Source organism: Pseudomonas sp. GW821-FHT10B02, assembly GCF_059415665.1.
The window spans coordinates 163,808-184,706 of the sequence record NZ_JBWKNR010000004.1; the positions used below are offsets into that span (position 1 = coordinate 163,808).

Annotated in this window: 20 protein-coding genes and 1 tRNA gene; 12 read left to right on the plus strand and 9 right to left on the minus strand. The window is 59.4% G+C overall.

The window, feature by feature from the left end:
* Positions 1-148: 148 nt before the first annotated feature.
* The 5 genes from AC07OF_RS08615 (at position 149) to AC07OF_RS08635 (ending at position 6,385) form a co-directional block, all read left to right on the plus strand.
* Entirely contained in the window at positions 149-3,055 is a 2,907-nt protein-coding gene (locus AC07OF_RS08615) for an aminotransferase (protein WP_495072765.1), read from the plus strand.
* A 184-nt stretch (positions 3,056-3,239) separates the two neighbouring features.
* The gene (gene aguB / locus AC07OF_RS08620) at positions 3,240-4,118 is read left to right on the plus strand and encodes an N-carbamoylputrescine amidase (protein ID WP_157190824.1); all 879 of its coding nucleotides are present in this window, start codon (positions 3,240-3,242) and stop codon (positions 4,116-4,118) included.
* 60 nt (positions 4,119-4,178) lie between these two features.
* On the plus strand, positions 4,179-5,285 hold the full coding sequence (aguA, locus tag AC07OF_RS08625) for an agmatine deiminase (protein WP_157190825.1): 1,107 nt from the start codon (positions 4,179-4,181) through the stop codon (positions 5,283-5,285).
* Between the two features lie 182 nt (positions 5,286-5,467).
* A complete protein-coding gene (locus AC07OF_RS08630; protein ID WP_157190826.1) occupies positions 5,468-5,668 on the plus strand; it encodes a hypothetical protein in 201 nt (66 codons plus the stop codon).
* Between the two features lie 93 nt (positions 5,669-5,761).
* On the plus strand, positions 5,762-6,385 hold the full coding sequence (locus AC07OF_RS08635; protein WP_157190827.1) for a hypothetical protein: 624 nt from the start codon (positions 5,762-5,764) through the stop codon (positions 6,383-6,385).
* Between the two features lie 94 nt (positions 6,386-6,479).
* On the opposite strand, the gene AC07OF_RS08640 is transcribed toward AC07OF_RS08635, so the two are convergent.
* Positions 6,480-8,582 (minus strand): TonB-dependent receptor, encoded by a 2,103-nt coding sequence (locus tag AC07OF_RS08640; protein ID WP_157190828.1) that lies wholly within the window; start codon positions 8,580-8,582, stop codon positions 6,480-6,482.
* 387 nt (positions 8,583-8,969) lie between these two features.
* Here AC07OF_RS08640 and AC07OF_RS08645 point away from each other — a divergent pair, with 387 nt between their 5' ends.
* Positions 8,970-10,262 carry an OprD family porin gene (locus AC07OF_RS08645; RefSeq protein WP_157190829.1) on the plus strand — a complete coding sequence of 431 codons (1,293 nt, stop codon included), beginning with the start codon at positions 8,970-8,972 and terminating at the stop codon, positions 10,260-10,262.
* Between the two features lie 29 nt (positions 10,263-10,291).
* Here AC07OF_RS08645 and AC07OF_RS08650 read toward each other — a convergent pair whose 3' ends face one another.
* The gene (locus AC07OF_RS08650; protein WP_495072766.1) at positions 10,292-11,956 is read right to left on the minus strand and encodes an FMN-binding glutamate synthase family protein; all 1,665 of its coding nucleotides are present in this window, start codon (positions 11,954-11,956) and stop codon (positions 10,292-10,294) included.
* 222 nt (positions 11,957-12,178) lie between these two features.
* Between AC07OF_RS08650 and AC07OF_RS08655 the strand changes: the two genes are divergently transcribed.
* Complete coding sequence (locus AC07OF_RS08655; RefSeq protein WP_157190831.1) at positions 12,179-13,369, plus strand: MFS transporter; 1,191 nt, start codon at positions 12,179-12,181, stop codon at positions 13,367-13,369.
* Positions 13,370-13,373: 4 nt separating this feature from the next.
* Here the strand turns inward: AC07OF_RS08655 and AC07OF_RS08660 are convergent, their stop codons facing one another.
* Positions 13,374-14,522 (minus strand): lysozyme inhibitor LprI family protein, encoded by a 1,149-nt coding sequence (locus tag AC07OF_RS08660; RefSeq protein WP_157190832.1) that lies wholly within the window; start codon positions 14,520-14,522, stop codon positions 13,374-13,376.
* 174 nt (positions 14,523-14,696) lie between these two features.
* On the opposite strand from AC07OF_RS08660, the gene rfaD reads away from it, so the two are divergent.
* The 3 genes from rfaD (at position 14,697) to AC07OF_RS08675 (ending at position 16,494) form a co-directional block, all read left to right on the plus strand.
* Positions 14,697-15,704: an ADP-glyceromanno-heptose 6-epimerase gene (gene rfaD, locus AC07OF_RS08665; RefSeq protein ID WP_157190833.1), complete on the plus strand. Its 1,008-nt coding sequence runs from the start codon at positions 14,697-14,699 to the stop codon at positions 15,702-15,704.
* Between the two features lie 176 nt (positions 15,705-15,880).
* Positions 15,881-16,060, plus strand: coding sequence for a type II toxin-antitoxin system HicA family toxin (locus AC07OF_RS08670; protein ID WP_157190834.1), 180 nt, complete (start codon positions 15,881-15,883; stop codon positions 16,058-16,060).
* A 26-nt stretch (positions 16,061-16,086) separates the two neighbouring features.
* Positions 16,087-16,494 (plus strand): type II toxin-antitoxin system HicB family antitoxin, encoded by a 408-nt coding sequence (locus tag AC07OF_RS08675; protein ID WP_157190835.1) that lies wholly within the window; start codon positions 16,087-16,089, stop codon positions 16,492-16,494.
* 70 nt (positions 16,495-16,564) lie between these two features.
* Here the strand turns inward: AC07OF_RS08675 and AC07OF_RS08680 are convergent.
* The 5 genes from AC07OF_RS08680 to AC07OF_RS08700 all read right to left on the minus strand — a co-directional run bounded on the left by AC07OF_RS08680 (position 16,565) and on the right by AC07OF_RS08700 (position 18,198).
* Positions 16,565-16,640: transfer RNA gene (locus AC07OF_RS08680), tRNA-Thr, on the minus strand.
* 97 nt (positions 16,641-16,737) lie between these two features.
* A complete protein-coding gene (locus AC07OF_RS08685) occupies positions 16,738-16,980 on the minus strand; it encodes a hypothetical protein (protein ID WP_157190836.1) in 243 nt (80 codons plus the stop codon).
* A 24-nt stretch (positions 16,981-17,004) separates the two neighbouring features.
* Entirely contained in the window at positions 17,005-17,385 is a 381-nt protein-coding gene (locus AC07OF_RS08690) for an Aq_678 family protein (protein WP_157190837.1), read from the minus strand.
* 18 nt (positions 17,386-17,403) lie between these two features.
* Positions 17,404-17,610, minus strand: a complete 207-nt coding sequence (locus AC07OF_RS08695) for a helix-turn-helix domain-containing protein (protein ID WP_038605723.1) — start codon at positions 17,608-17,610, stop codon at positions 17,404-17,406.
* 9 nt (positions 17,611-17,619) lie between these two features.
* Positions 17,620-18,198, minus strand: coding sequence for a hypothetical protein (locus tag AC07OF_RS08700; protein WP_191831274.1), 579 nt, complete (start codon positions 18,196-18,198; stop codon positions 17,620-17,622).
* A 518-nt stretch (positions 18,199-18,716) separates the two neighbouring features.
* On the opposite strand from AC07OF_RS08700, the gene AC07OF_RS08705 reads away from it, so the two are divergent.
* Both AC07OF_RS08705 and mdtI read left to right on the plus strand, forming a co-directional pair.
* Positions 18,717-19,076, plus strand: coding sequence for an SMR family transporter (locus AC07OF_RS08705; protein WP_495072767.1), 360 nt, complete (start codon positions 18,717-18,719; stop codon positions 19,074-19,076).
* Positions 19,070-19,399: a multidrug/spermidine efflux SMR transporter subunit MdtI gene (gene mdtI, locus AC07OF_RS08710; protein ID WP_157190839.1), complete on the plus strand. Its 330-nt coding sequence runs from the start codon at positions 19,070-19,072 to the stop codon at positions 19,397-19,399. Before AC07OF_RS08705 ends, mdtI begins: the two co-directional genes overlap by 7 nt.
* A 239-nt stretch (positions 19,400-19,638) precedes the next feature.
* Here the strand turns inward: mdtI and AC07OF_RS08715 are convergent, their stop codons facing one another.
* Positions 19,639-20,859: a methyltransferase gene (locus tag AC07OF_RS08715; protein WP_495072768.1), complete on the minus strand. Its 1,221-nt coding sequence runs from the start codon at positions 20,857-20,859 to the stop codon at positions 19,639-19,641.
* Between the last annotated feature and the right edge of the window lie 40 nt (positions 20,860-20,899).

The window sequence follows — 20,899 nt, forward strand, 5'->3', positions numbered from 1 at the left end:
CTAGCTTGCGGGCAAACCCGTGCAAGGCAGTTACGCCGCTACGGCAGGGTACTGCGGTACACCTCGTTGTTCATCGCTTTTTCCTGGCCGTACTTGCTTATCGGCAAAAGCGGTGGCGATATAAGCAACAAAAAAATGAGGTCTCACCATGCCGCTCAGTACCTTGCTCCACCGCTCCAGCCAGCCTTGTCCCGACGTCAGCGAGCAGCAGGCGCTGCGGGTATTGCAGGAGCACTATGGGCTCAGTGGTTCTTTGCAACCTTTAGGTAGTCAGCAAGACCTGAACTTTCGTGTCGATAGCGCCCAGGGGCGCTATGTGCTGAAAATCTGCCACGGCGATTATACCGTTGCTGAACTGGAAGCCCAGCATGCCGCTCTGAGCTACTTGCTCGAACGTGGTTTACCGGTGCCCGCCGTAATCGCTGCAGGTTCCGGGGAGCAACTGCTGGCGCTGGACCTGGACGGCCAGCCCCTGCGTGTACGCCTGCTCGACTACATCGAAGGGCAGTCGCTGACCCGCCTGAAGTATATGGCCCCGCAGTTGGTCGCTGAGCTGGGCAGGCTCTGTGCGCGCATCGACCAGGCGCTGGCCGGATTCACCCATCCAGGACTTGAGCGCACGCTGCAATGGGACCCACGCCATGCCCCGGCCCTTATCGCTCATCTGTCGCCAGTACTCACCGACGGGCCGCGCAAGGCGCAGCTGCTAGCCGCCACCGCCAAGGCCGAGCAGTGCTTGCAGCCATTGATCGAGCAACTGCCGATGCAGGCTGTGCATCTGGACATCACCGATGACAACGCTGTCTGGCAACGTGACGAGCAGCGCCAATGGCAGTTGCAAGGGGTCATCGATTTCGGTGATCTGCTGCACACCTGGCGAATCGCCGACCTGTCGGTAACCTGCGCGGCCTTGCTCCATCATGCCGAGGGTGACCCGCTGCGCATCCTGCCTGCCGTCCAGGCCTACCATGCGCTCAATCCGCTGACTGAAGCCGAGCTCAAAGCCCTTTGGCCACTGATCGTTGCCCGCGCTGCGGTGCTGGTGCTCAGCAGTGAGCAGCAATTGAGCGTCGATCCGGGCAACGGCTACATTCGTGACAACCTCAGTCACGAATGGGAAATCTTTGACGTCGCCACCAGCGTACCGTTCGAACTGATGGAATCGGCTATTGTGCAGGTCGCCGGTTTCGATCAGCCCATATTGCCGCTGCAGGCCAGCCAGTTGCTGCCTGGCTTGCAAGCCAGCACCGTCACCCGCGTGGACCTGGGGGTATTGAGCAGTCACTTCCAGGCTGGCAACTGGGAACAGCCCGGTATCGACCAACAGCTGTTGCGCGAACAGGCCGGAACACAAGGTGCAGCCTGTTCGCTCTACGGTCAGTATCGTCTGTCGCAAACCCATATCGACAACCCGCAAGAGCCGCGTACCTTTGCTTTGCATGTTGAGCTGCAGGTGGCGGCGACTACCGAGGTGCAAGCGCCTTGGGCGGGGGTGTGGGTGCAAACGGCAGAGGGGCAGGGTTGCCTCAAAGGCGAGCAGTGCAGCCTGTGGTTGCGCGGGCTGGAGGATGCGCCTGACTCGGGGACGCAACTGATCCCAGGGCAGCGCCTGGGGCAGACTGACGGCATCTTGCGGATCCAGCTGTGCCGGGTCGCGGACCTGTATCCGCCGTCTTTCGTTGTGCCGTCGCGAGCTGCCGCCTGGCAGACACTGTGTCCGTCGCCGCAAGCATTGCTGGGGTTCGCCTGTGAGGCCGAGCCGCTGGTCGATGCGCAACAATTGCTGGAACGCCGCGACGCCAGCTTCGCCCGCTCGCAGAAGCACTATTACGAGCAGCCGCCGCATATCGAACGCGGCTGGCGCAACTACCTGATCGACATGCAGGGACGCTCGTACCTGGACATGCTCAACAATGTCGCGGTACTCGGCCACGGTCATCCACGCATGGCCAGCGAGTCGGCCCGGCAGTGGTCGCTGGTCAACACCAACTCACGTTTCCATTACTCGGCTATCGCCGAGTTCTCCGAGCGTTTGCTGGAGCTGGCGCCTGACTCCATGGACCGGGTGTTCCTGGTCAACAGCGGCACCGAAGCCAACGACCTGGCGATTCGCCTGGCGTGGGCCTACAGCGGTGGCCGCGACATGCTCAGTGTGCTGGAGGCCTATCACGGCTGGTCGGTGGCCACCGATGCGATTTCCACCTCGATTGCCGATAACCCTCAAGCCCTGAGCACCCGGCCTGACTGGGTGCATCCGGTCATTGCACCGAACACTTACCGCGGTGCCTATCGCGGCGAAGACAGCAGCGCCGAGTATTTGCGCGATGTCGATGCCAAGCTGCAGGCTCTGGCCGCCGAGCAGCGTCAATTGGCCGGATTCATCTGTGAGCCGGTGTACGGCAACGCCGGCGGCATCTCCCTGCCAACGGGTTACCTGCAGCAGGCGTATGCCAAAGTCCGGGCCGCGGGTGGCGTCTGTATCGCCGATGAAGTACAGGTCGGCTACGGGCGGCTGGGTGAGTATTTCTGGGGCTTCGAGCAGCAGGGCGTGGTGCCGGACATCATCACCATGGCCAAGGGCATGGGCAATGGTCAGCCCCTGGGGGCAGTGATCACCCGTCGGGAGATTGCCGAAGCGCTGGAAGCCGAGGGTTACTTCTTCTCCTCTGCTGGCGGCAGCCCGGTCAGTTGCCGGATCGGCATCGCCGTACTCGATGTCATGAAGGAAGAGGGCTTGTGGGACAACGCCCGCGACGTTGGCAGGTATTTCAAGGCGCGCCTGCAGGCATTGGTCGATAAACATCCGCTTGCCGGTGCCGTGCACGGCTCGGGCTTCTACCTGGGCCTGGAGCTGATACGCGATCGCAGCACCCTGGAGCCGGCCAGCGCAGAAACCACCACCCTGTGCAACCGCCTGCGCGACCTGGGGATCTTCATGCAGCCTACCGGCGACTACCTGAACATCCTCAAGATCAAGCCGCCGATGTGCACGACCCGTGAAAGCGTGGACTTCTTCGTCGACAGCATCGACAGGGTCCTGTCAGAAGAGCTCTAGCCCGTGGGCTGACAGCCGCTTAAGTCGATTGTTATCGGCTTAAGCGGCTTTTTTACGCCTAGATATTTTTATTGTTGGCTTTTAAAGTCGATATTTATCGGATATAAAGTCGACCATCACCCAGCAATCTGTCATCGGTCGTCTGCACGGTCAGCCGGCCCAGTCATCCTTCGAGGAGGTTTTCATGAGCCGCACCGTCACCGTCGCCGCCACCCAGATGGCGTGCTCCTGGGATCGCCAGGACAACCTGGCCACCGCCGAAAAGCTGGTCCGCGAAGCCGCGGCCAAGGGCGCGCAGATCATCCTGATCCAGGAACTGTTCGAAACCCCGTACTTCTGCCAGAAGCCGAACCCGGACTATCTGCAGTTGGCTACCCCGGTTGAAACCAACGCCGCTATCGAGCATTTCCAGGCACTGGCCAAAGAGCTGCAGGTTGTACTGCCGATCAGTTTCTTCGAACTGGCGGGACGCGCGCGTTTCAACAGCATCGCGATCATCGATGCCGACGGCAGCAACCTCGGTGTGTACCGCAAGACCCACATCCCGGATGGCCCTGGCTACCACGAAAAGTATTACTTCAACCCGGGCGACACCGGCTTCAAGGTCTGGCAGACCCGCTACGCCAAGATCGGCGTCGGCATCTGCTGGGACCAGTGGTTCCCGGAGTGCGCGCGCAGCATGGCGTTGCTCGGTGCCGAAGTACTGTTCTACCCGACCGCCATCGGCAGCGAGCCGCATGACAAGAGCATTTCCTCGCGTGACCACTGGCAGCGTGTGCAGCAGGGCCACGCCGGTGCCAACCTGATGCCGTTGATCGCCAGCAACCGTATCGGCACCGAAGAACAGGACGGCTACGACATCACCTTCTACGGCTCGTCGTTCATCGCCAACCAGTTTGGTGAGAAAGTGCAGGAGCTCAACGAGACCGAAGAGGGCGTGCTGGTGCATACTTTCGACCTCGACAGACTGGAGCACATCCGCAGCGCCTGGGGCACGTTCCGTGACCGCCGTCCGAACCTGTACGGCCCGGTCAAGACCCTCGATGGCGCGCTGGAATCCTGATCATTCAATGACCTCGACGCAGGCCTCGATGCCTGCGTCGGACACTGCAAAGGTTTACTCATGAAGACCCTGACCAGCACCCCACGCGCCGACGGCTTCTACATGCCAGCCGAATGGGCGCCGCAAACCCAGGTATGGATGGTCTGGCCCGAGCGTCCGGACAACTGGCGCCTGGGCGGCAAACCGGTACAGGCCGCACACGTGACGCTGGCCCAGGCCATCGCCCGTTTCGAGCCGGTGACCGTGGCCGTTTCTGCCGCTCAGTACGACAACGCCCGTGCCCGTCTGGACGGGCCGAACATCCGTGTGGTGGAAATCAGCAACGACGACGCCTGGGTGCGTGACACCGGCCCGACCTTTGTCATCAACAACAGCGGCGAAGTGCGCGGCGTCGACTGGGGCTTCAATGCCTGGGGCGGCTTCGAGGGCGGGCTGTACTCGCCATGGAACCGTGACGAGCAAGTGGCCAGTAAAGTCCTGGAGATGGAACGCTGCCAGCGTTATCACACCGAAGGCTTTGTGCTTGAGGGCGGTTCGATTCACGTCGATGGTGAAGGCACCCTGATCACCACCGAAGAATGCCTGCTCAACCACAACCGCAACCCGCACCTCAATCGTGAGCAGATCGAAGCGGTGCTGCGCGATCACCTGGCGGTGGACACCATCATCTGGCTGCCCGATGGCCTGTACAACGACGAGACCGATGGCCACGTCGACAACTTCTGTTGTTACGTGCGCCCAGGTGAAGTGTTACTGGCCTGGACAGATGATCCGCAAGACCCCAACTACGCGCGTTGCCATGCTGCACTCGAAGTGCTGCAGAACAGCCGCGATGCCAAAGGACGCGCGTTTACCGTGCACAAAATGCCGATCCCGGGACCGCTGTTCGCCACTGAAGAAGAGTGTGCGGGTGTCGATCCGGTGGCCGGCAGTCAGGAGCGTAACCCGTCGGTTCGCCTGGCCGGGTCCTACGTCAACTTCCTGATCGTCAACGGCGGCATCATTGCGCCGAGCTTCGACGACCCGGCAGATGCCGAGGCTAGAGCGATTCTGGCGCGGGTGTTCCCGGAGCATGAAGTGGTCATGATCCCGGGCCGCGAGATGCTTCTGGGGGGCGGCAACATCCACTGCCTGACCCAGCAGCAACCGGCACCGTTCAAGGGCTGAATCCAAGCCCAACAAAAACCCGTCTTCGGACGGGTTTTTTTATGCGCGGGCGACGATCGGCGAGGCGCGCTGGCACATCTCTTGTATTTGTTTTGCATTGTATTTCAAGCGGATAGGGCAGCTTCGTTCTGTCACAAAGTTTGAGTAGTTTGCCGCTCACGGCCCAGGGAGTATGTGTCGAAATGAATGCAGTAAGTGAGCCGGCTTCGCCCTCATCAGCAGTGAATCACGAGGCCCTTCAGCGGGTAGCCCAGTGGTTGAAAGACAATGGAGCAATCCGCGGCAGGAAGCCCGATCAGCGCCGCTCGTTGCTGGCCCGTTACCCGACGGGGCTGATTACCGACGCAGAGCTTGAAGCGCTGCTGGGTGTCTGGCACGGCTGAGTGGTATTTGCCAAGAACAAGCCCGATTTTTGAATCGGGCTTTTTTTCGGGTGTTAGTTAAGTACAGCTGTTGCTCAGGCGCGCTCTTCCAGAATGAAGCTGCAGGCGATTTTGCCTTCATTGACACAAGGAAGTAGTTCTATGGGCACTCATCGAGAACGATCATTTATTGCCAGCGTTGCGTCGGAGTCCGGTTCGCTTGGATATTTCGGGCAGTTGCATGCGGAAAGCCTCATAAACCCCTTCAATGATTTTTCTTGGTTCGGTGTCGGGAATAGTCATTTCGCTTCCCATGTTCTCGGACATGTAGGGGAACCCAGGGCCATACCAACATTGCATTGGTATTTTCGTTCCACCGACACGGGTTATTTGATTTACGTTAGAAGCCAACAGTTTTTCGGTAGGTACATTGGTCACAGAAGATCCTGCTTTGGTGCGTTTAGCACGAACGATGAGGGCCGCTCCACGTTCCGTTTTGACCCCCTCATTGGTGAAGAACACCGACTCGGGGAAGAGTTCGTCACCAGACTGATCTCACTGGACACAGGCCAACCGCTCTGCCTGCGAAGCAGGTACTTTCGATATCGTGTTCGCAAAAACCACTATGAAGACAAGCTTTGTACATTCGTTGCTGCTGGTGGCGGTGAACCGCTTCACCTGCGCCTCAAAGTCGTTCAGACCAACGCACCTTATCTGGATAACCCCGATGAAGTCTGAAGGCGCAACCGCCTGCTATGGCGTTGCTTGCGCTTGGGTATAGAGAACAACAGCGGCAAATCGAATGTTTGCCGCCCTTTCTGGTCGGGAAAAATCAGAAACTATAGGTACCGGTAACCACCAGGCTGCGTGGATCGCCGAACTGGATCTGCGCGGCGCTGGTGGCCGAGCTGTAGTAGGTCTTGTCGGTGATGTTGCTCAGCGCCGCGCGCAGGTCCCAGTCCTTGCTGCGGAAGCCCGCCAGGGCGTCCCAACGGCCGTAGCCTGGCAGCACGGCGGTGTTCTGGTTGTCGGCGTAGCGTTCGCCGACCAGGGTCAGACCGGTTTCGCCGTACCAGCCCATCTCCGGTTTCCAGGTAACGAACAGGCTGCCGTTGCGTTTGGCGACGTCGCTGACACGGTTGCCTTCAAAACCATTGTTGTCCTCGACGATGGTTGCATCCTGAATACCGATACCACCGCGCACATACCAATTGCCAACGATGTTGCCGGTAGCCGTCAGCTCCACGCCGCGCGAGCGTTGCATGCCGGTAAGCAGAGTGATGCTCGGGTCGTTCGGGTCGCTGGTGCGACGGTTGTAGAGCTCAAGCTCGTAGATCGCCAGGGTGGTGCTCAGGCGCTCGTCGAGCCAGTCGCTCTTGACCCCGATCTCCTTCTGGCGAGTCTCTTCCGGGCTGGTTTCGTTGCTGTTGCCGGCCGCACCCGGAGTGATACCGATCAAGCCACCGCCTACCGGCGAGAAGGTCTTGCTCCAGGACGCGTAGAAGGAGTGCTCTTTCCACGGTGAATAGACCACACCCAGGCGTGGGCTGGTGCTGTTGCTGTCCTGCTTCTCGGAAATGCCTTTGATCTTGTTGGTGGTCTCCACCTCGAACTGGTCGAAGCGCACACCGGCCAGCACCTGCCACTGATCGTTCAGGCGTAGTTGATCCTGGATGTACAGGCCGCGGCTATCGACCACGGTGTGGTTGTTGCTCGATAGCGCCATTGTGCCGTTGTGCTGCAGATCGCGGTTGGGGTTGTCCAGGTCCACGCTTGGCACCGGACTGGCACCGGGCCCCTTGGTGGCGGCGTTGTACAGCAGCGGATCGCGGCGCTGGTTGCCGAACTCAACGCCGGTCAGCAAGGTGTGCTGCAGGCCGAAGGTGTCGAAGTCGCCTTCCAGCTCAAGGTTGTTGAACAGGTTGCGGGTGTTGAGGTCTTGCTGCCAGCGTTGCCGGGTGACCTGATTGGTCCTGGCGTTGTAGCCGGTCTGGTAGGTGTTGTCGAAGTCGCTATTGAGCTTGAACAGGCCCAGGGTGTGGCGTACCTGCCAGTTTTCATTGAGCTGGTAGTTCAGGCGCGAGCGCAGCGATTGCGCCTTGTCGTCGATGAAATCGCGCTGAGTGTCGCCGTAGGTGGTGTCGCGGCCGACATCGGCCGGGCGGCCATTGACGCTGGGGATGCCGCGATCAGGGGTACGGTTGTAGCGGCTGTATTCGTACTGCACCAACCAGTTGAGGTCCGGGGTCAGCTGCCAGCTCATGGACGGGGCGAATAGCTGGCGGCTGCCGTCGATGCCGTCGCGGAAGCTGTTGTTGTCCTGGTTGCCCATGTTCAGGCGCAGGCTGATGTTTTCCGACGGATCGGCACTGAGGTCGGCGTACAGGCTGCGCAGGTCTTCGCTGCCGCCTTGCGCTTCGATGGTCGAGCGCCGGCCGGCTTCCGGCATCTTGCTCACGCGGTTGACGATGCCGCCCTGGCTGCCGCGTCCGTAAAGCACCGCAGCCGGGCCCTTGAGCACTTCGATGCGCTCGATGTTATGCAGGTCGCGCACGTACTGGCTATCGTCGCGGATACCGTCCAGGTAGAAGTCGTTGCTGGCATCGAAGCCGCGGATGCGCACGCTGTCGAAGCGGGTGTCGGCACCGTTGCTGACGTTGGGGATACCGCTCAGCGCCTTGCCCAGATCGCTGGTGCCGTAGTCCAGGACGTTGCTGGTTTTCACCGAGTCGATAGCCTGGGGCACGTAGCGGGCCGGGGTGGAGGTGCGGGTGGCGGTACTGACTTCCTTGACCCGTGGATCATCGCGATCACGATCGCTTTCGGCGGTCACCGAGACTTCAGGCAGGGTGGTTGTGGCGGCCAGCGCCAATCCGGAACTCAGAAACAGGGACACACCCAGGGTCAAGGGTGACAGGCGGCAAGGGGCAGGCATCAAGGACATCCGAAGGGGGTTGGGTAGCAGACGGAAAAGGGATAGAAATTTTGCGCGGATGATAATGCTTGCTATTTACTTGCGTTAATTGTTTCTCATTTGCTCTTACTGTTTAATGTTTCAAATTGTTTCAGTGGTGTCTGTCTGCGGCGAATTGACTCAATTATCAATTCAATTTCACGAATTTTTGACATGCTGATCCGCACACGGATAGGATTCGGTCAACGCCTGTAGGCCCATAGGCCAAGAGTCCAGAATAAAAGGCCCGCTGCGATCACTCGCAGGCGGGCTTTTCATTTTCTGACCCGCGAGCGTCAACCCACGCAGGGGGCGTGGTTTTTGGCGTAGGCCGCAGAGCGTATTTGACTACGTAATAAGGAAAATAAAATGTTGAAAACCAGGATCAGTCTGATCGCGCTGGGGCTTATGGCGGCGACTCAGGCTTCGGCCAATGACCAGGCCTCTTCAAAGGGCTTCATCGAAGACAGCAGCGCCAGCCTTTTGCTGCGCAACGCTTTCATCAACCGTGACAAGAAGCACGACACCCAGGACCAGCGCGAATGGGGTCAGGCCTTCATCGGCAAGTTCTCCTCCGGCTTCACCCAGGGCACCGTCGGTGTCGGTGTGGATGCTTTCGGTCTGTACGCTGTGCGTCTGGACGGTGGTAAAGGTCACAACGGCGGCGCCGGTATCGACTTCTTCAAGCCGGCTGATGGTGATACCGAGCTAAACCCACAGAATTCCCCGCACAACCTGGCCCGTGGTGGCGCCGCGGTCAAATTCCGCGTCTCCAACACTGTACTGAAGTACGGTGACCAGATGCCGGAACTGCCGGTACTGCAGTACGACGACGGCCGCCTGCTGCCAGAGAGCTACACCGGTACCCTGATCACCTCCAAGGAAATCCAGGGCCTGGAACTGAACGCCGGTCGTTTCACCCAGGAAGCGCGTAAAAGTGCTGAAGGCCGTGACAGCGGTGGTCTGAAGTCGATCAACGTATTCGGCGGTAGCTACAAGTTCACCGAGAACCTGTCGGCCTCCCTGTACGGCTCCGACGTCGAAGACGTGCTGAAGAAGCAGTACCTGGGCGTCAACTACGTTCACCCGCTCGCGTCTGACCAGTCCCTGACCCTGGACTTCAACGGTTACAAGACCAAACTGGATCGCGAGTTCGCCACTGACGACCGTCGTGACAACACCATCTGGAGCCTGGCGGCAACTTACGGTTTCGGCGCGCACTCGGTGACCATCGCGCACCAGCGCAGCACCGGTAACACCGGCTACAACTACGGCTTCTACCAGAACGCCGGTGGCGTGGGTGATGGTGGTTCGACCATCTACCTGGCCAACTCCTACTGGTCTGACTTCAACAACGAAGACGAGCGTTCCTGGCAGCTGGCCTATGGTCTGGACTTCGGCGCCTTCGGCGTACCGGGCCTGACCTACAAAGTGGCTTACGTGCGTGGTGACCACATCAACACCCGTGGCTTCGGCGAAGGTGAAGAGCGTGAGATCTTCAACCAGTTCAAATACGTAGTTCAGGAAGGCCCGGCCAAGGACCTGTCCATCAAACTGCGTAGCTCGTTCCTGCGTACCGACACCAGCATGCGTCAGGCCGAACTCAACGACGACGGTAACGAAGTCCGCGTGTTCGTCGAGTACCCGATCAGCATTCTCTGATTGCTGTTTGCGTCTCCAGCAACCCCGGCCTAGGCCGGGGTTGTTTCTTTGTGGCGTAGCACCGGCTTGACTGCCGGAACCTCACCCGGCTCTGGCTCGAAACTGTCGCTGCGGGCCATCCGCCACATCCGCGCATAGAACTCACTGTCGATCGAGCCGTTGAGCAACTCACCGGGCTTGAGGAATACATGCAACTGGGAAAACAGGCAGATTTCGCTGGCGCTGGTGCGTCGGACCAGGTGTTTGGGCTTGAGCTGTGACGGATGCTCAAGACCTGCGGCAGCGAGCATCTCGGCCAGGGCATGTAGGGTGTTGCGGTGAAAACTGTAGACGCGCTCGGCCTTGTCCGGCACCACCAGTGCGCGTTGTCGCAGCGGGTCCTGGGTCGCCACCCCCGTGGGACATTTATTGGTGTGGCAGCTCTGCGACTGAATGCAGCCAATGGCGAACATGAAACCACGCGCCGAATTGACCCAGTCTGCGCCGATGGCCAGTACGCTGGCGATATCGAAGGCACTGACAATCTTGCCGCCCGCACCGATGCGCACCTTGTCGCGCAGGTTCAGCCCCACCAGCGTGTTGTGCACGAACATCAGCCCTTCACGCATCGGCACGCCGATGTTGTCGCTGAACTCACGCGGTGCGGCGCCGGTGCCGCCTTCCTTGCCGTCGACGACGATGAAGTCCGGAACAATACCGGTCACCAGCATGGCCTTGGCAATGCCCATGAACTCCCAGGGGTGGCCCAGGCAGAATTTGAAGCCTACCGGTTTACCGCCGGACAACTCGCGCAATTGCGCAATGAACTGCAACAGCTCGACCGGCGTGCGAAAGGCACTGTGCGCTGCCGGTGAGATACAGTCCTCGCCGACCTCCACCCCACGGGTAGCGGCGATTTCGCTGCTGACCTTATGCCCGGGCAGTATCCCGCCATGTCCAGGCTTGGCACCCTGACTCAGCTTGATTTCGATCATCTTCACCTGCGGGTCGCGGGCCTGCTCGGCGAAGCGTTCGGGATCGAAACGGCCAGCAGCGGTGCGGCAGCCAAAATAGCCGCTGCCGATTTCCCAGATCAGGTCACCGCCGTGCTCACGGTGATACGGGCTGATACTGCCTTCCCCGGTGTCGTGGGCGAAGCGGCCGCGCTTGGCCCCTTGGTTGAGCGCGGCAATGGCGTTGGCGCTGAGGGCGCCGAAGCTCATGGCCGAGATATTGAAGATCGAGGCGGAGTAGGGCTGGCGACACTGCGGACCACCGATGGCGATACGGAACGAGGCGGGATCGGGGGTATCTGCTGGCAGCATCGAATGGCTGATGAACTCGAAGCCGGGCCGGTAGACATCGTTGAGCGTACCGAAGGCCTTCTCGGCGCTTTCATTCTTGGCCCGGGCGTAGACCAGCGAGCGCTGGGCGCGGGAGAACGGCAGCTTGTCATCATCGCCCTCAAGCAGGTACTGGCGAATTTCCGGGCGGATGGTTTCGATCAGGTAACGGATGTTGCCCACAATCGGATAGTTGCGCCGTACCGCATGGTGGCTTTGGCGCAGGTCGTTCAGTCCAACCAGGCTGAGCAGGGCGCAGATCAGGGTGAAGGGCCAGAGCCAGGCATGACTCGCAAGAAAGGGCAGGCTGATGCAGGCGAAGAGCAGGCAGCCGGCCAGACAGGCGTAGCGGCTGGGAAGCGAAGCTTTCATGAATCTTCCACTGATATGAGAGATCCTGCCAAGGATAGGGCAAGCGCCCGGGCGGAAAACCCGTGAAATCAGTAAAAGACTTTTATCCCCGGCGTGCTTGCAAGGCCGGCCTCGGCGGGTTAGTTCGCTGCCTGCTGAACCTGACTCCGGCACTTGCATAACTGCCGCTTGCAGCAGCCGTGCTACAAGGCATTTCCAGTATTTGCCAAGTGAAGCCAGACCATGCCCGCTACCCGCGCAGCACCCCCGGCACAGGGCTTTGGCCTGCTGTGCCTGGCCAGCTATCTGCTGTCGTTGTCCTACGGTTCGACGTTTTTGCTGTCGCTGTTGGTCAGCAGTCGTGGCGGTAACGAACAGGACGCCGGGCAGATCATTTCGCTGGCCATGCTCAGTACCGTAGTCGCCGTGCTGGGCAGTGGGCATCTGGCCGATCGCCTGGGTTCGGCGCGGGCCATCGCGTTCTGTGCACTGTGCTTGGTGACGGCGTGCCTGGGCTTTGCTCTGGTGCCTGGCACAGGCAGCGGGTTGATGGTGTGTGGTCTGGTCCTCGGCCTTGGCTGGGGAGCGTTCTACACCCTGGGGCCAATCCTGGTCAGTGAACGGGTCGATGCTCAGCGGCGCACGCACAGCTTTGCCCTGCTCTCAGGCAGCATGATGAGCGGCATCGGTTCCGGGCCGCTGGTCGGCAAGCTGGCCAGCGTTTTCGATCTGCCGGTACAGACTGCGTTCTACACTGCAGCCCTGGCCGCGCTGTGCGGCCTGCTGATTTTCAACCATCTGGCGCGACTGCCACGTCCGGCTTCGAGCCCGGTCAGCATCAGTCGCCGCGCCTGTATCGAGGTGCTGGGTTCAAAGGCGCGCTGGCCGATTCTCATGGTCGGCCTGGGCGGTGCGATCTTCGGTGGCCTGGGCAGCTTCCAGACTTCCTATGCAGCGGGACGTGGCCTGGACTACTCGTTGTTTTTCATTGGCTTCATGAGCGCGGCGATCAGCTGCCGGTTGCTGATCGCCGGCTGGGTGGTCAAACGCGATGCCTATCGGGCGTCGTGCCTGCTTTCGGGCTTTATCGTCCTGGCGGTGCTGGGCTTGGGTTGGGGCGTGGAGGGCAACCTGGGTTACTTGCTGGCGGCGGCTTTGCTGGGCGTCGGTTATGGCCTGAACTATTCGGTGATCAACGGCCTGGCGGCGAACCAGGCACCGCCCGGGCACACCCCGCAGGCCTTGCTGCTGTTCAGCCTGGCGTACTTTCTCGGGGTGTTCGGCTTTCCCTGGCTGGCGGGCCACTTGATTGTCAGCAAGGGTACCGAGGCGATGATGATCAGCCTGCTGGTTGTGGCCCTGCTCAACTGGGCGATCAGCGTCGGCCGTCTGTACGGGCGCCGACGCGCGGTGGCACTGTCGGTGCCAGGCTGAGCCATTACTGCCCGGGGGCGATAGCGAACATCAGCTTGTCGCCTTCGAGATACACGACGGCTTCGTGGCCCAGAACATCCACCGGAACAGCCGAAATCGCTTCATGCTCGGGGACGATCTTTTCAAGTGTCTTGTTCTGTAGATCAACACGCCAGACACAGGCAAAGTCGCCGCTGTTGTCGAAGTACAGCACTGGCCGGGTTTCGTTCCACACCGGATTGACCAGGCTCCAGCCTTTGTCGTTCTTGTCCATTACCTGGTCGTAAGCGTTCGAGTCGTACTCGTAGGGGTAGTACAGCCGCAGGTGGTAGTTTTCGACGTTCAGGTCATTGGCGATCCGCGCCTTGGAAAAGCGTTTGCTCCCGGATTCTGCGGAAAACAGCTGCGTTGAAGGTTGTGGTTCGGCCTTGGAACCCAAGGTGTAGGCCATGCTTTGTTCGGCTTCGCCCTTCACGCGATGACGGTAGTAAAACACCCCATCGATGATGCCGGCAAAGCGCTCGCCCTGATCATTGGCGCCGATCTTGTTCCAGCCGCTGAAACGGATGTCACGGACAATCGGATGAAGGCCTGGACGGGCGTCGGAGTACTCGTACAGCGAGCCGAAGTAGCGGCGCTCATAGCTATTGCCAGGGCTGCGGATGGTCTGGTCCAGGTGCTCGCCAACAAAAATCACCACGTTGAGCACACCGTCCAGGGTTGCCACGTCAACCACCTGGGCATAGTCGACACCCTTGACCTGCGGGAAGCTGGCCAAGGCAAAGCGTTGCCAGGCTGCATCCTCGATTTGCAGGTAGGGTTGCTGGTCCTGTGCAGGCTTTAGCGCAGGTGTCTCGGCTTGAGGGTTGGCCGGCACCGGTGTGAGCCGTGAAATCTGTTGATCGTAAGCCTCCTCGATGCACGGGACCGCCGTGCAGCGATTGCGTACCTCACGCAGCCATTGCCTTTCCAGCTCACGGAAAATCTTCAGGTGTTGCAGCGGACGATAGTGCTCATTGAGCAGATCATCCTTGGCCGACAGTGAAGGTGTGGTGCAGATGGCAGTTTCCACCAGCGTTCGGGCTTTACTGCAGTCGAAACTGGCGGCAAAGGCAGCAGGGCTGGTCAGGCAAGCGACGATCAGGGCGGGCAGCAGGCGCGTAAAGGCTTTCATCGGACATCCATGTGCACAGAAGCGGGTGGGGGATGATAAGGCAGAGTCTACAGTCACGGCAAAATCGCGGCCTGACGAGCGTCACGGCTATCCGCACTTTTATTGATCCTGGTTAATTTTTGTACAAATCCCTTGCCTAGACTGTCGGCTCTCCACCCTTGAAGGGGAAATGGCATGACGATTATCGTGACCGGCGCCGCCGGGTTTATCGGTAGCAATCTGGTGCAGGCCCTCAACCAGCGCGGCGAAACCGAGATCATCGCTGTTGACGATCTGACCGATGGCGACAAGTTTCGCAACCTGGCCGACAGCGAAATTGCTGACTACCTCGACAAGGACGACTTCCTTGAGCGCTTTGCCCGCGGCCAGTTCGGCAAGGTCCGCGCTGTGCTGCACCAGGGTGCCTGCTCCAGCACCGTCGAAGGCGACGGGCGCTTCATGATGGACAACAACTACCGCTTCAGCCGCGACCTGCTCGAAGCTGCCCAAGGGCTGCAGGTGCCGTTGCTGTATGCCTCGTCGGCAGCGGTGTATGGCGCCGGGCGGGACTTTCGCGAACAGCGCGAAAGTGAGCGACCACTGAACGTTTATGGCTACTCCAAGTTTCTCTTCGACCAGCGTGTACGCAGGCAATTGCCCGTTGCGCGTAGCCAGATCGTCGGCCTGCGTTACTTCAACGTCTACGGCCCGCATGAACAGCACAAAGGCGCGATGGCATCGGTGGCCTTGCACTGCTTCAACCAGTACCAGGCCCATGGCAAGGTCAGCCTGTTCGGCAGTTATGGTGATTACCCAAGTGGTGGGCACCTGCGTGATTTCGTCTCGGTGGAGGATGTGGTCAAGGTCAATCTGTTCTTCCTTGAACGCCCGCAGCTCAGCGGCATTTTCAATGTCGGCAGCGGCCGCGCCCAGCCGTTCAACGACGTGGCCTTGGCGGTGATCAACCGCCTGCGTGAACAGCAGGATCAACCGCCCTTGTCACTGGAAATGGCCTTGCTTGAAGGCATTCTGGAGTACAGCGAATTTCCCGAGCATCTGCGTGGTAAGTACCAGTGCTACACCTGTGCCGATATTGAGCGTTTGCGCGCTGTGGGCTATCAGGCGCCGACGCTGACGGTTGGGCAGGGTGTGGCGCGTTACTGTGACTGGTTGCTGGGGCTCGAAAGTCCGCCGCCGATGTAGGACCTCCACATCGCAAAATGCTGCAGCACTTCGCAGCGAGAGGGCGTCACGGCCTTTGTCATACTGCGCTGTCACTGGCTCTAGCGAATTAGCTCGTCTGGGTATCGGTGGGTACAGTGTTGATGAATGTTGGTTGGTGGTTATAATAACTACCAATCGGCTGGTCAGGGACGACTATGAATAGCCGACAACTCATTGCTCAAATTGAAGCTGACGGTTGGTATCTGGTGAGAATCAGAGGCAGCCATCACCATTTCAAGCATCCGGTAAAGCCTGGCCTGGTGACGATCCCTCACCCGAAGAAGGATCTCCTGGCCAGGACGGCGAGCAGCATATTGAAACAAGCCCAGCTCTGATGTGTAGAGCGGAAGAGGATCTCAAGATGCTTTTTCCTATTGCGATTCTTCCCGGTGATGAGCAGCACGCTTGGGGGGTTGAGGTTCCAGACATCCCGGGATGCTTCTCTGCAGGGGACGATCTTGACGATGCCATGGCGATGGCGCGCGAAGCCATCGAAGGCCACCTTGAGATGCTTGCCCAGGATGGGCAGATGATTCCCAAAGCCAGCAAGGTGACAACCCATGCGACCAATCCAGCGTTTGCAGGATGCACTTGGGCGGTGATTGATATCGATATCACCAAGTATCTGGGCAAGGCTGAAAAGCTGAACATCACGTTACCGGCTTATTTGCTAAGCCGTATCGATGCGTATGTGAAAAACCATCCTGAGCAGAAGAGCCGATCAGGTTTTTTGGCAGAGGCTGCGTTGAAGGTTCTGCAGAGTTCCTGATCAGGCCTGAGCAGGAAAAGCTACAAACAAAAAAGGCCCACCTTGCGGTGAGCCTCTTTTTTGCTGCGTATGGTGCCGGCACCAGGAATCGAACCCGGGACCTACTGATTACAAGTCAGTTGCTCTACCATCTGAGCTATACCGGCACAGGGGCGTCATTATAGCGATCAGTTTGCGTCTGTAAACTACTTCTGCAACATTCCTCGCAATACCTGTTTTCAACAGGCATCACGAGGCATTTTCTTACCAGCCGCGGTGCAATGTCGTGGCGTCGGGTTCGGCTTTGCTCGGGTCGAACAACATCGGTTTGTGATCGTGGCAGCCGCGTTTGTTGCAGTGCATGTAGGGCTGAGCCGGCAGGCCGTTGTCGCCCAAGACCTGCATCTTCGGCATGTCCCAGCCAGCGTCCGGCGTGTAGCTTGAGCTGCTGCAACCGGCCAGGGTCAGGATGAAGGTGAGCAAGGCAAGTGAGCTGAGTGTGTTCACAGTGAATTCCGTTTTCCGAAGGTTTCAGTCTTTGCTGAGAATGCGCTGGATGGTGCCGCCGCAGGCCTGGTAGCAGCTGTCGTAGTCGTTGCCACAACTGAAGCTCGAGCCACTGCTGTACGGGTAGCTGGGGTAGTAGCAACTTTTGCGTGCGTCTTTTTTGCTCTTGCCGGCCTGGCAGTATTGATAGCTTCTGAGGTTGGCCTGGTACAGGGCCTGCTCGCTGTTCTCTTGCAGGCGGGCCATCTGTTTGCAGTGGTTGCGTTCGCTGGCGCAGCTGTTGATGCAGTTCATGCCCATCACGCTGGGCGGGGGCGAGTATCTATAGGTGTAGCTGGGGCCGCAGCCGCCGAGCAGGGCGACAGCCAGGAGCAGCGCAACGCGCCACTTGAGTGAATTGCTCACGAGTTACCACTTCCTTGATCATTCCTCGCTGAACTCCAGCAGGTCACCTGGCTGGCAGTTCAACGCGCGACAGAGTTTCTCCAGGGTTTCGATCTTGAAACCCTTGATCTTGCCGTTTTTCAGCAACGACAGATTCGCTTCCGTAATCCCGATAATTTCGGCCAGATCCTTGGAACGGATCTTGTTTTTGGCCATGACCACGTCGAGGCGGATGATTATCGGCATAGGGGGAAGCTAGACATAACAGTTGTGTTCATCGCTGATGGTTTTGGCGTCACGCATGAGGAGTGAAAAGGCACAGAGCAATATCCCTTTCATGATCTCGTAAACCGCCACGGATGATACACCGATCGATACGCTGAAGCTTCTTTCCCCGGCCGGCAGGTCGATGGCAAAGGCCAGGCCCTGGAGGGTGCCGATCAGCGGCCAGAGCATAGGTGTGCAGATGCACAGCAGACCTACCCACCACAGCAACTTGATGTTCGACGCGGTCCAGGTTTGTCCTTTTGACAGGCGCATGAAGAACAGGCCGGTGAAGAACAGCGCCAGCACCGAGAGGCTGCTGGGGATCAGCTCAAGGGCCAGTACCAGGCTCAAGGCCAGGGTCGAGGGTTGATGGTCGGGTGCCAGCAGCAGTGGCATCTGATCGCCATAGCTTTGCAGGTAGGCGCTTTGTACCTGGGCTTTGTCGAATACCCAGAGCAGCAAGTTGCCGCCAAATTCGGCAATGGCGGTTGTCCAGGTGAGGAGGGCGGCGAAGGCGCCGATCACTCGAAGGCGCGAGCGCGCATAGGCCACTGTTTTACTGTTCATGAATTGCCTCCGTTCGGTGTTGAGCGGTGGGCATTATTTTCTAGAAATTATCGTAATACAATAATTAATTGTTGTTTTTGTGGAGGTGCGGCGTTTTGAAACAGTTTGGTCTGTGGGAGCCGGCCTTGCCGGCGATGGCATCAGCGCGGTGTCAGTTGCTACGTGGCGTCTGCATCGCTGGCAAGGCCAGCTCCCACAGAGGATTGCGCAGGTTGGGTAATATAATTTACGAACCTTTCTGCAGCCTTTAAGGGCTTTCACCTGAATACGTGCTCAAAGGCGCGAAATTTAATTAGTCATTTTCTATCGATTTGACTTTAACGATGCCTTGAGCTAATTTGTTGTTCATTATGTTGAACACTAAAGCGTTTCTGCTCCCCACCTCTCGTCTGGCTTCCCGTGAAAATCACTGGACCGGCGGTCTCTAGCGCCTCCCCCGACAAACAGCTTTTTCTCTCTTTTTGTCTGTAGCCGTCGCCGTTTGTGCGCCGGGTTTGTGTCGCCCGTGGGAGGGCATCATGCGTTCCTGGATCTATTTGTTTATCGCTATCACCGCTGAGGTGATCGGCACCGCGTCGATGAAATTCGCCGCCACTGAGCACCCGGTGCTTGGCCATGGCTTGATGTACGCGATGATCGGTCTGTCGTACTTCTTCCTGGCCCTGGCAGTAAAACGTGTACCGATCGGCGTGGCTTACGCGCTGTGGGAAGGCATCGGTATCGTGCTGATCACCCTGATCAGCGTTACCTGGCTGGGTGAAAGCCTCGGCCTGCTTAAAGCCGCGGGCCTGGGTGTGATGATCGCCGGTATCCTGCTGATCAAGGCCGGTACCCGCCCGGCACCTGCCGAACGCAACATGGAGGCCCTGCCATGCTAAGCATGAACTGGATTCCTTTTGCCTGGTTGGGCCTGGCTATCGTGCTGGAAGTTATCGCCAACCTGCTGCTCAAATACTCCGACGGCTTCCGCAAGCGTGGCCTGGGCGTCCTGTCGATTCTCTGTGTGCTGGCAGCCTTTACCGCACTGGCCCAGGCTGTTCGCGATATTGAACTGTCGCTGGCTTATGCCATTTGGGGCGGCTTCGGCATCCTCGCTACCGTGGCGATGGGCTGGGCATTGTTTGGTCAGCGTCTGGCCGGGCGGGGCTGGTTGGGCCTGGTGCTGTTGCTGGCCGGTATGAGCCTGCTGAAACTGGCCTGATTTGCCTGCTTAGAGCAAATCGCTAAAGCGCTTATGCACAACGCACGTGCCAGCCAGGCAGTACGTGCGTCGGAGCGACGCAGGCCGTTGGTCTTTGCGCAAATGGCTGTTTTTGCTGGCGATAAGCCGCTGGATAAAAAACCACCAATCACCGAAAGCGCTTGGATCCAAGGTTTTTCAGGGTTTTTTCAAAAGGTTGCCCACAGACTTATCCACAGGCTGCGCACAGTTGGCAGCGGCTACTGGCGTTCGGCCAGAAGCATCAGATTGCGCGGTGTCAGCGGTTGCTCGCAAAACACCCCCAACTGCACCCGGTAGCCTTGCTCCTGCAAGTACAAGCCGCGGTCCAGTACCAACCACATTTCCAGCGGGCGCCGGAACAGATTGCGCAGTAGTTCCAGGTTGCGTACCTCGGCCAGACGCTGCCAGCCCTTGGCCTGCAATGCCTGCCAGTCGGGGGCGTGATCGATCTGCAGGTCTTTTAGGGCAGCCAGATCCCGGCAGTAGTCGGCAAAGGGCTTGTGTAGCCAGCTGACCGGCAATGATGGTGTTGGCAGGTATTCATCCTTGCCGCGCAGCTGGCGTTGCAGCAGATCGAATCCCAGACGCCTGGCCATCGACTCGTCGCGCTGGCGTCGTACCCGCGCGCCAGCGGTAACGGTTTCGCTCAGGGGCAGACCCAGATCATCAATGGACAGCTGTAGCCCTGAAGCAATGGCAGCAGTGGACATCGGCTGGTACTGCGCTGCCTGAATGCGGTTGTAGCAGCAAGGTGCGATGGCCAGCTGGCGGCAGCCCTGACGGCTGGCCAGTTGTATCAGGCGGACATGCAGATCACCGCAGGCATGCAGGGCCACCGCGGTATGTGCACTACTCAGGTGGCGATCGGCATCGTCGGCCAGCACGTCCTGCAGCAGGTGCTGGCTGGGCAGGCCGTGATGCTGACTGAGCTGCTGGCCTGCTTCGACCAGTGCCGCGTCGTATTCCAGGCAGGTCAGACGTTGCCGGTCGGCCTGCAGCAGTCGTCGCCCGAGGTGGCCTTTGCCCGAACACCAGTCGAGCCAGTGTTGCGGTTGGCGGGTAAAACCCAGGTGGCTGGCAAACGCTTCGATCTGCTGCCACTTGCGCCCGGGGACATCGACATTCAAACGATGACCTGCCGAGGGTAGAGCGACTGTGGATAACTCCCCGACCTCTGACAGCTGAGCGGCCAGGCTGGCCAGCTGTGGAAAAGGCGCGGGGGCGTGCAATTGTTCGGGGTGATTGTGTGCTGCTTCCGCCTCGTTCAGCGAACGTTGCCGCAACCAGCTGGACAGGGCCGAGTGCTCAGTCTCCCAGGGCAGGTGCAGCTGGGTGAAGGGGCGTGGTCGCCAAAGCGACTGGTGCTCGCGCAGGAAGGCGTCCAGGGCCTGGAAGCGGCTGAGCAGCTGGTTATCTTCGAGCGGGCGGGCAGTGGTCATGGGCAGATACGAAAACGGGGCTGTGATCAGCCCCGTTATA

What these genes read in the sequence shown, in the direction of transcription:
- AC07OF_RS08615 (WP_495072765.1), top strand. Translation starts at nt 149, where the DNA reads ATGCCGCTCAGTACCTTGCTCCACCGCTCCAGCCAGCCTTGTCCCGAC.
- aguB (WP_157190824.1), top strand. Translation starts at nt 3,240, where the DNA reads ATGAGCCGCACCGTCACCGTCGCCGCCACCCAGATGGCGTGCTCCTGG.
- aguA (WP_157190825.1), top strand. Translation starts at nt 4,179, where the DNA reads ATGAAGACCCTGACCAGCACCCCACGCGCCGACGGCTTCTACATGCCA.
- AC07OF_RS08630 (WP_157190826.1), top strand. Translation starts at nt 5,468, where the DNA reads ATGAATGCAGTAAGTGAGCCGGCTTCGCCCTCATCAGCAGTGAATCAC.
- AC07OF_RS08635 (WP_157190827.1), top strand. Translation starts at nt 5,762, where the DNA reads ATGAAGCTGCAGGCGATTTTGCCTTCATTGACACAAGGAAGTAGTTCT.
- AC07OF_RS08640 (WP_157190828.1), bottom strand. Translation starts at nt 8,582, where the DNA reads ATGCCTGCCCCTTGCCGCCTGTCACCCTTGACCCTGGGTGTGTCCCTG.
- AC07OF_RS08645 (WP_157190829.1), top strand. Translation starts at nt 8,970, where the DNA reads ATGTTGAAAACCAGGATCAGTCTGATCGCGCTGGGGCTTATGGCGGCG.
- AC07OF_RS08650 (WP_495072766.1), bottom strand. Translation starts at nt 11,956, where the DNA reads ATGAAAGCTTCGCTTCCCAGCCGCTACGCCTGTCTGGCCGGCTGCCTG.
- AC07OF_RS08655 (WP_157190831.1), top strand. Translation starts at nt 12,179, where the DNA reads ATGCCCGCTACCCGCGCAGCACCCCCGGCACAGGGCTTTGGCCTGCTG.
- AC07OF_RS08660 (WP_157190832.1), bottom strand. Translation starts at nt 14,522, where the DNA reads ATGAAAGCCTTTACGCGCCTGCTGCCCGCCCTGATCGTCGCTTGCCTG.
- rfaD (WP_157190833.1), top strand. Translation starts at nt 14,697, where the DNA reads ATGACGATTATCGTGACCGGCGCCGCCGGGTTTATCGGTAGCAATCTG.
- AC07OF_RS08670 (WP_157190834.1), top strand. Translation starts at nt 15,881, where the DNA reads ATGAATAGCCGACAACTCATTGCTCAAATTGAAGCTGACGGTTGGTAT.
- AC07OF_RS08675 (WP_157190835.1), top strand. Translation starts at nt 16,087, where the DNA reads ATGCTTTTTCCTATTGCGATTCTTCCCGGTGATGAGCAGCACGCTTGG.
- AC07OF_RS08695 (WP_038605723.1), bottom strand. Translation starts at nt 17,610, where the DNA reads ATGCCGATAATCATCCGCCTCGACGTGGTCATGGCCAAAAACAAGATC.
- AC07OF_RS08700 (WP_191831274.1), bottom strand. Translation starts at nt 18,198, where the DNA reads ATGAACAGTAAAACAGTGGCCTATGCGCGCTCGCGCCTTCGAGTGATC.
- AC07OF_RS08705 (WP_495072767.1), top strand. Translation starts at nt 18,717, where the DNA reads ATGCGTTCCTGGATCTATTTGTTTATCGCTATCACCGCTGAGGTGATC.
- mdtI (WP_157190839.1), top strand. Translation starts at nt 19,070, where the DNA reads ATGCTAAGCATGAACTGGATTCCTTTTGCCTGGTTGGGCCTGGCTATC.
- AC07OF_RS08715 (WP_495072768.1), bottom strand. Translation starts at nt 20,859, where the DNA reads ATGACCACTGCCCGCCCGCTCGAAGATAACCAGCTGCTCAGCCGCTTC.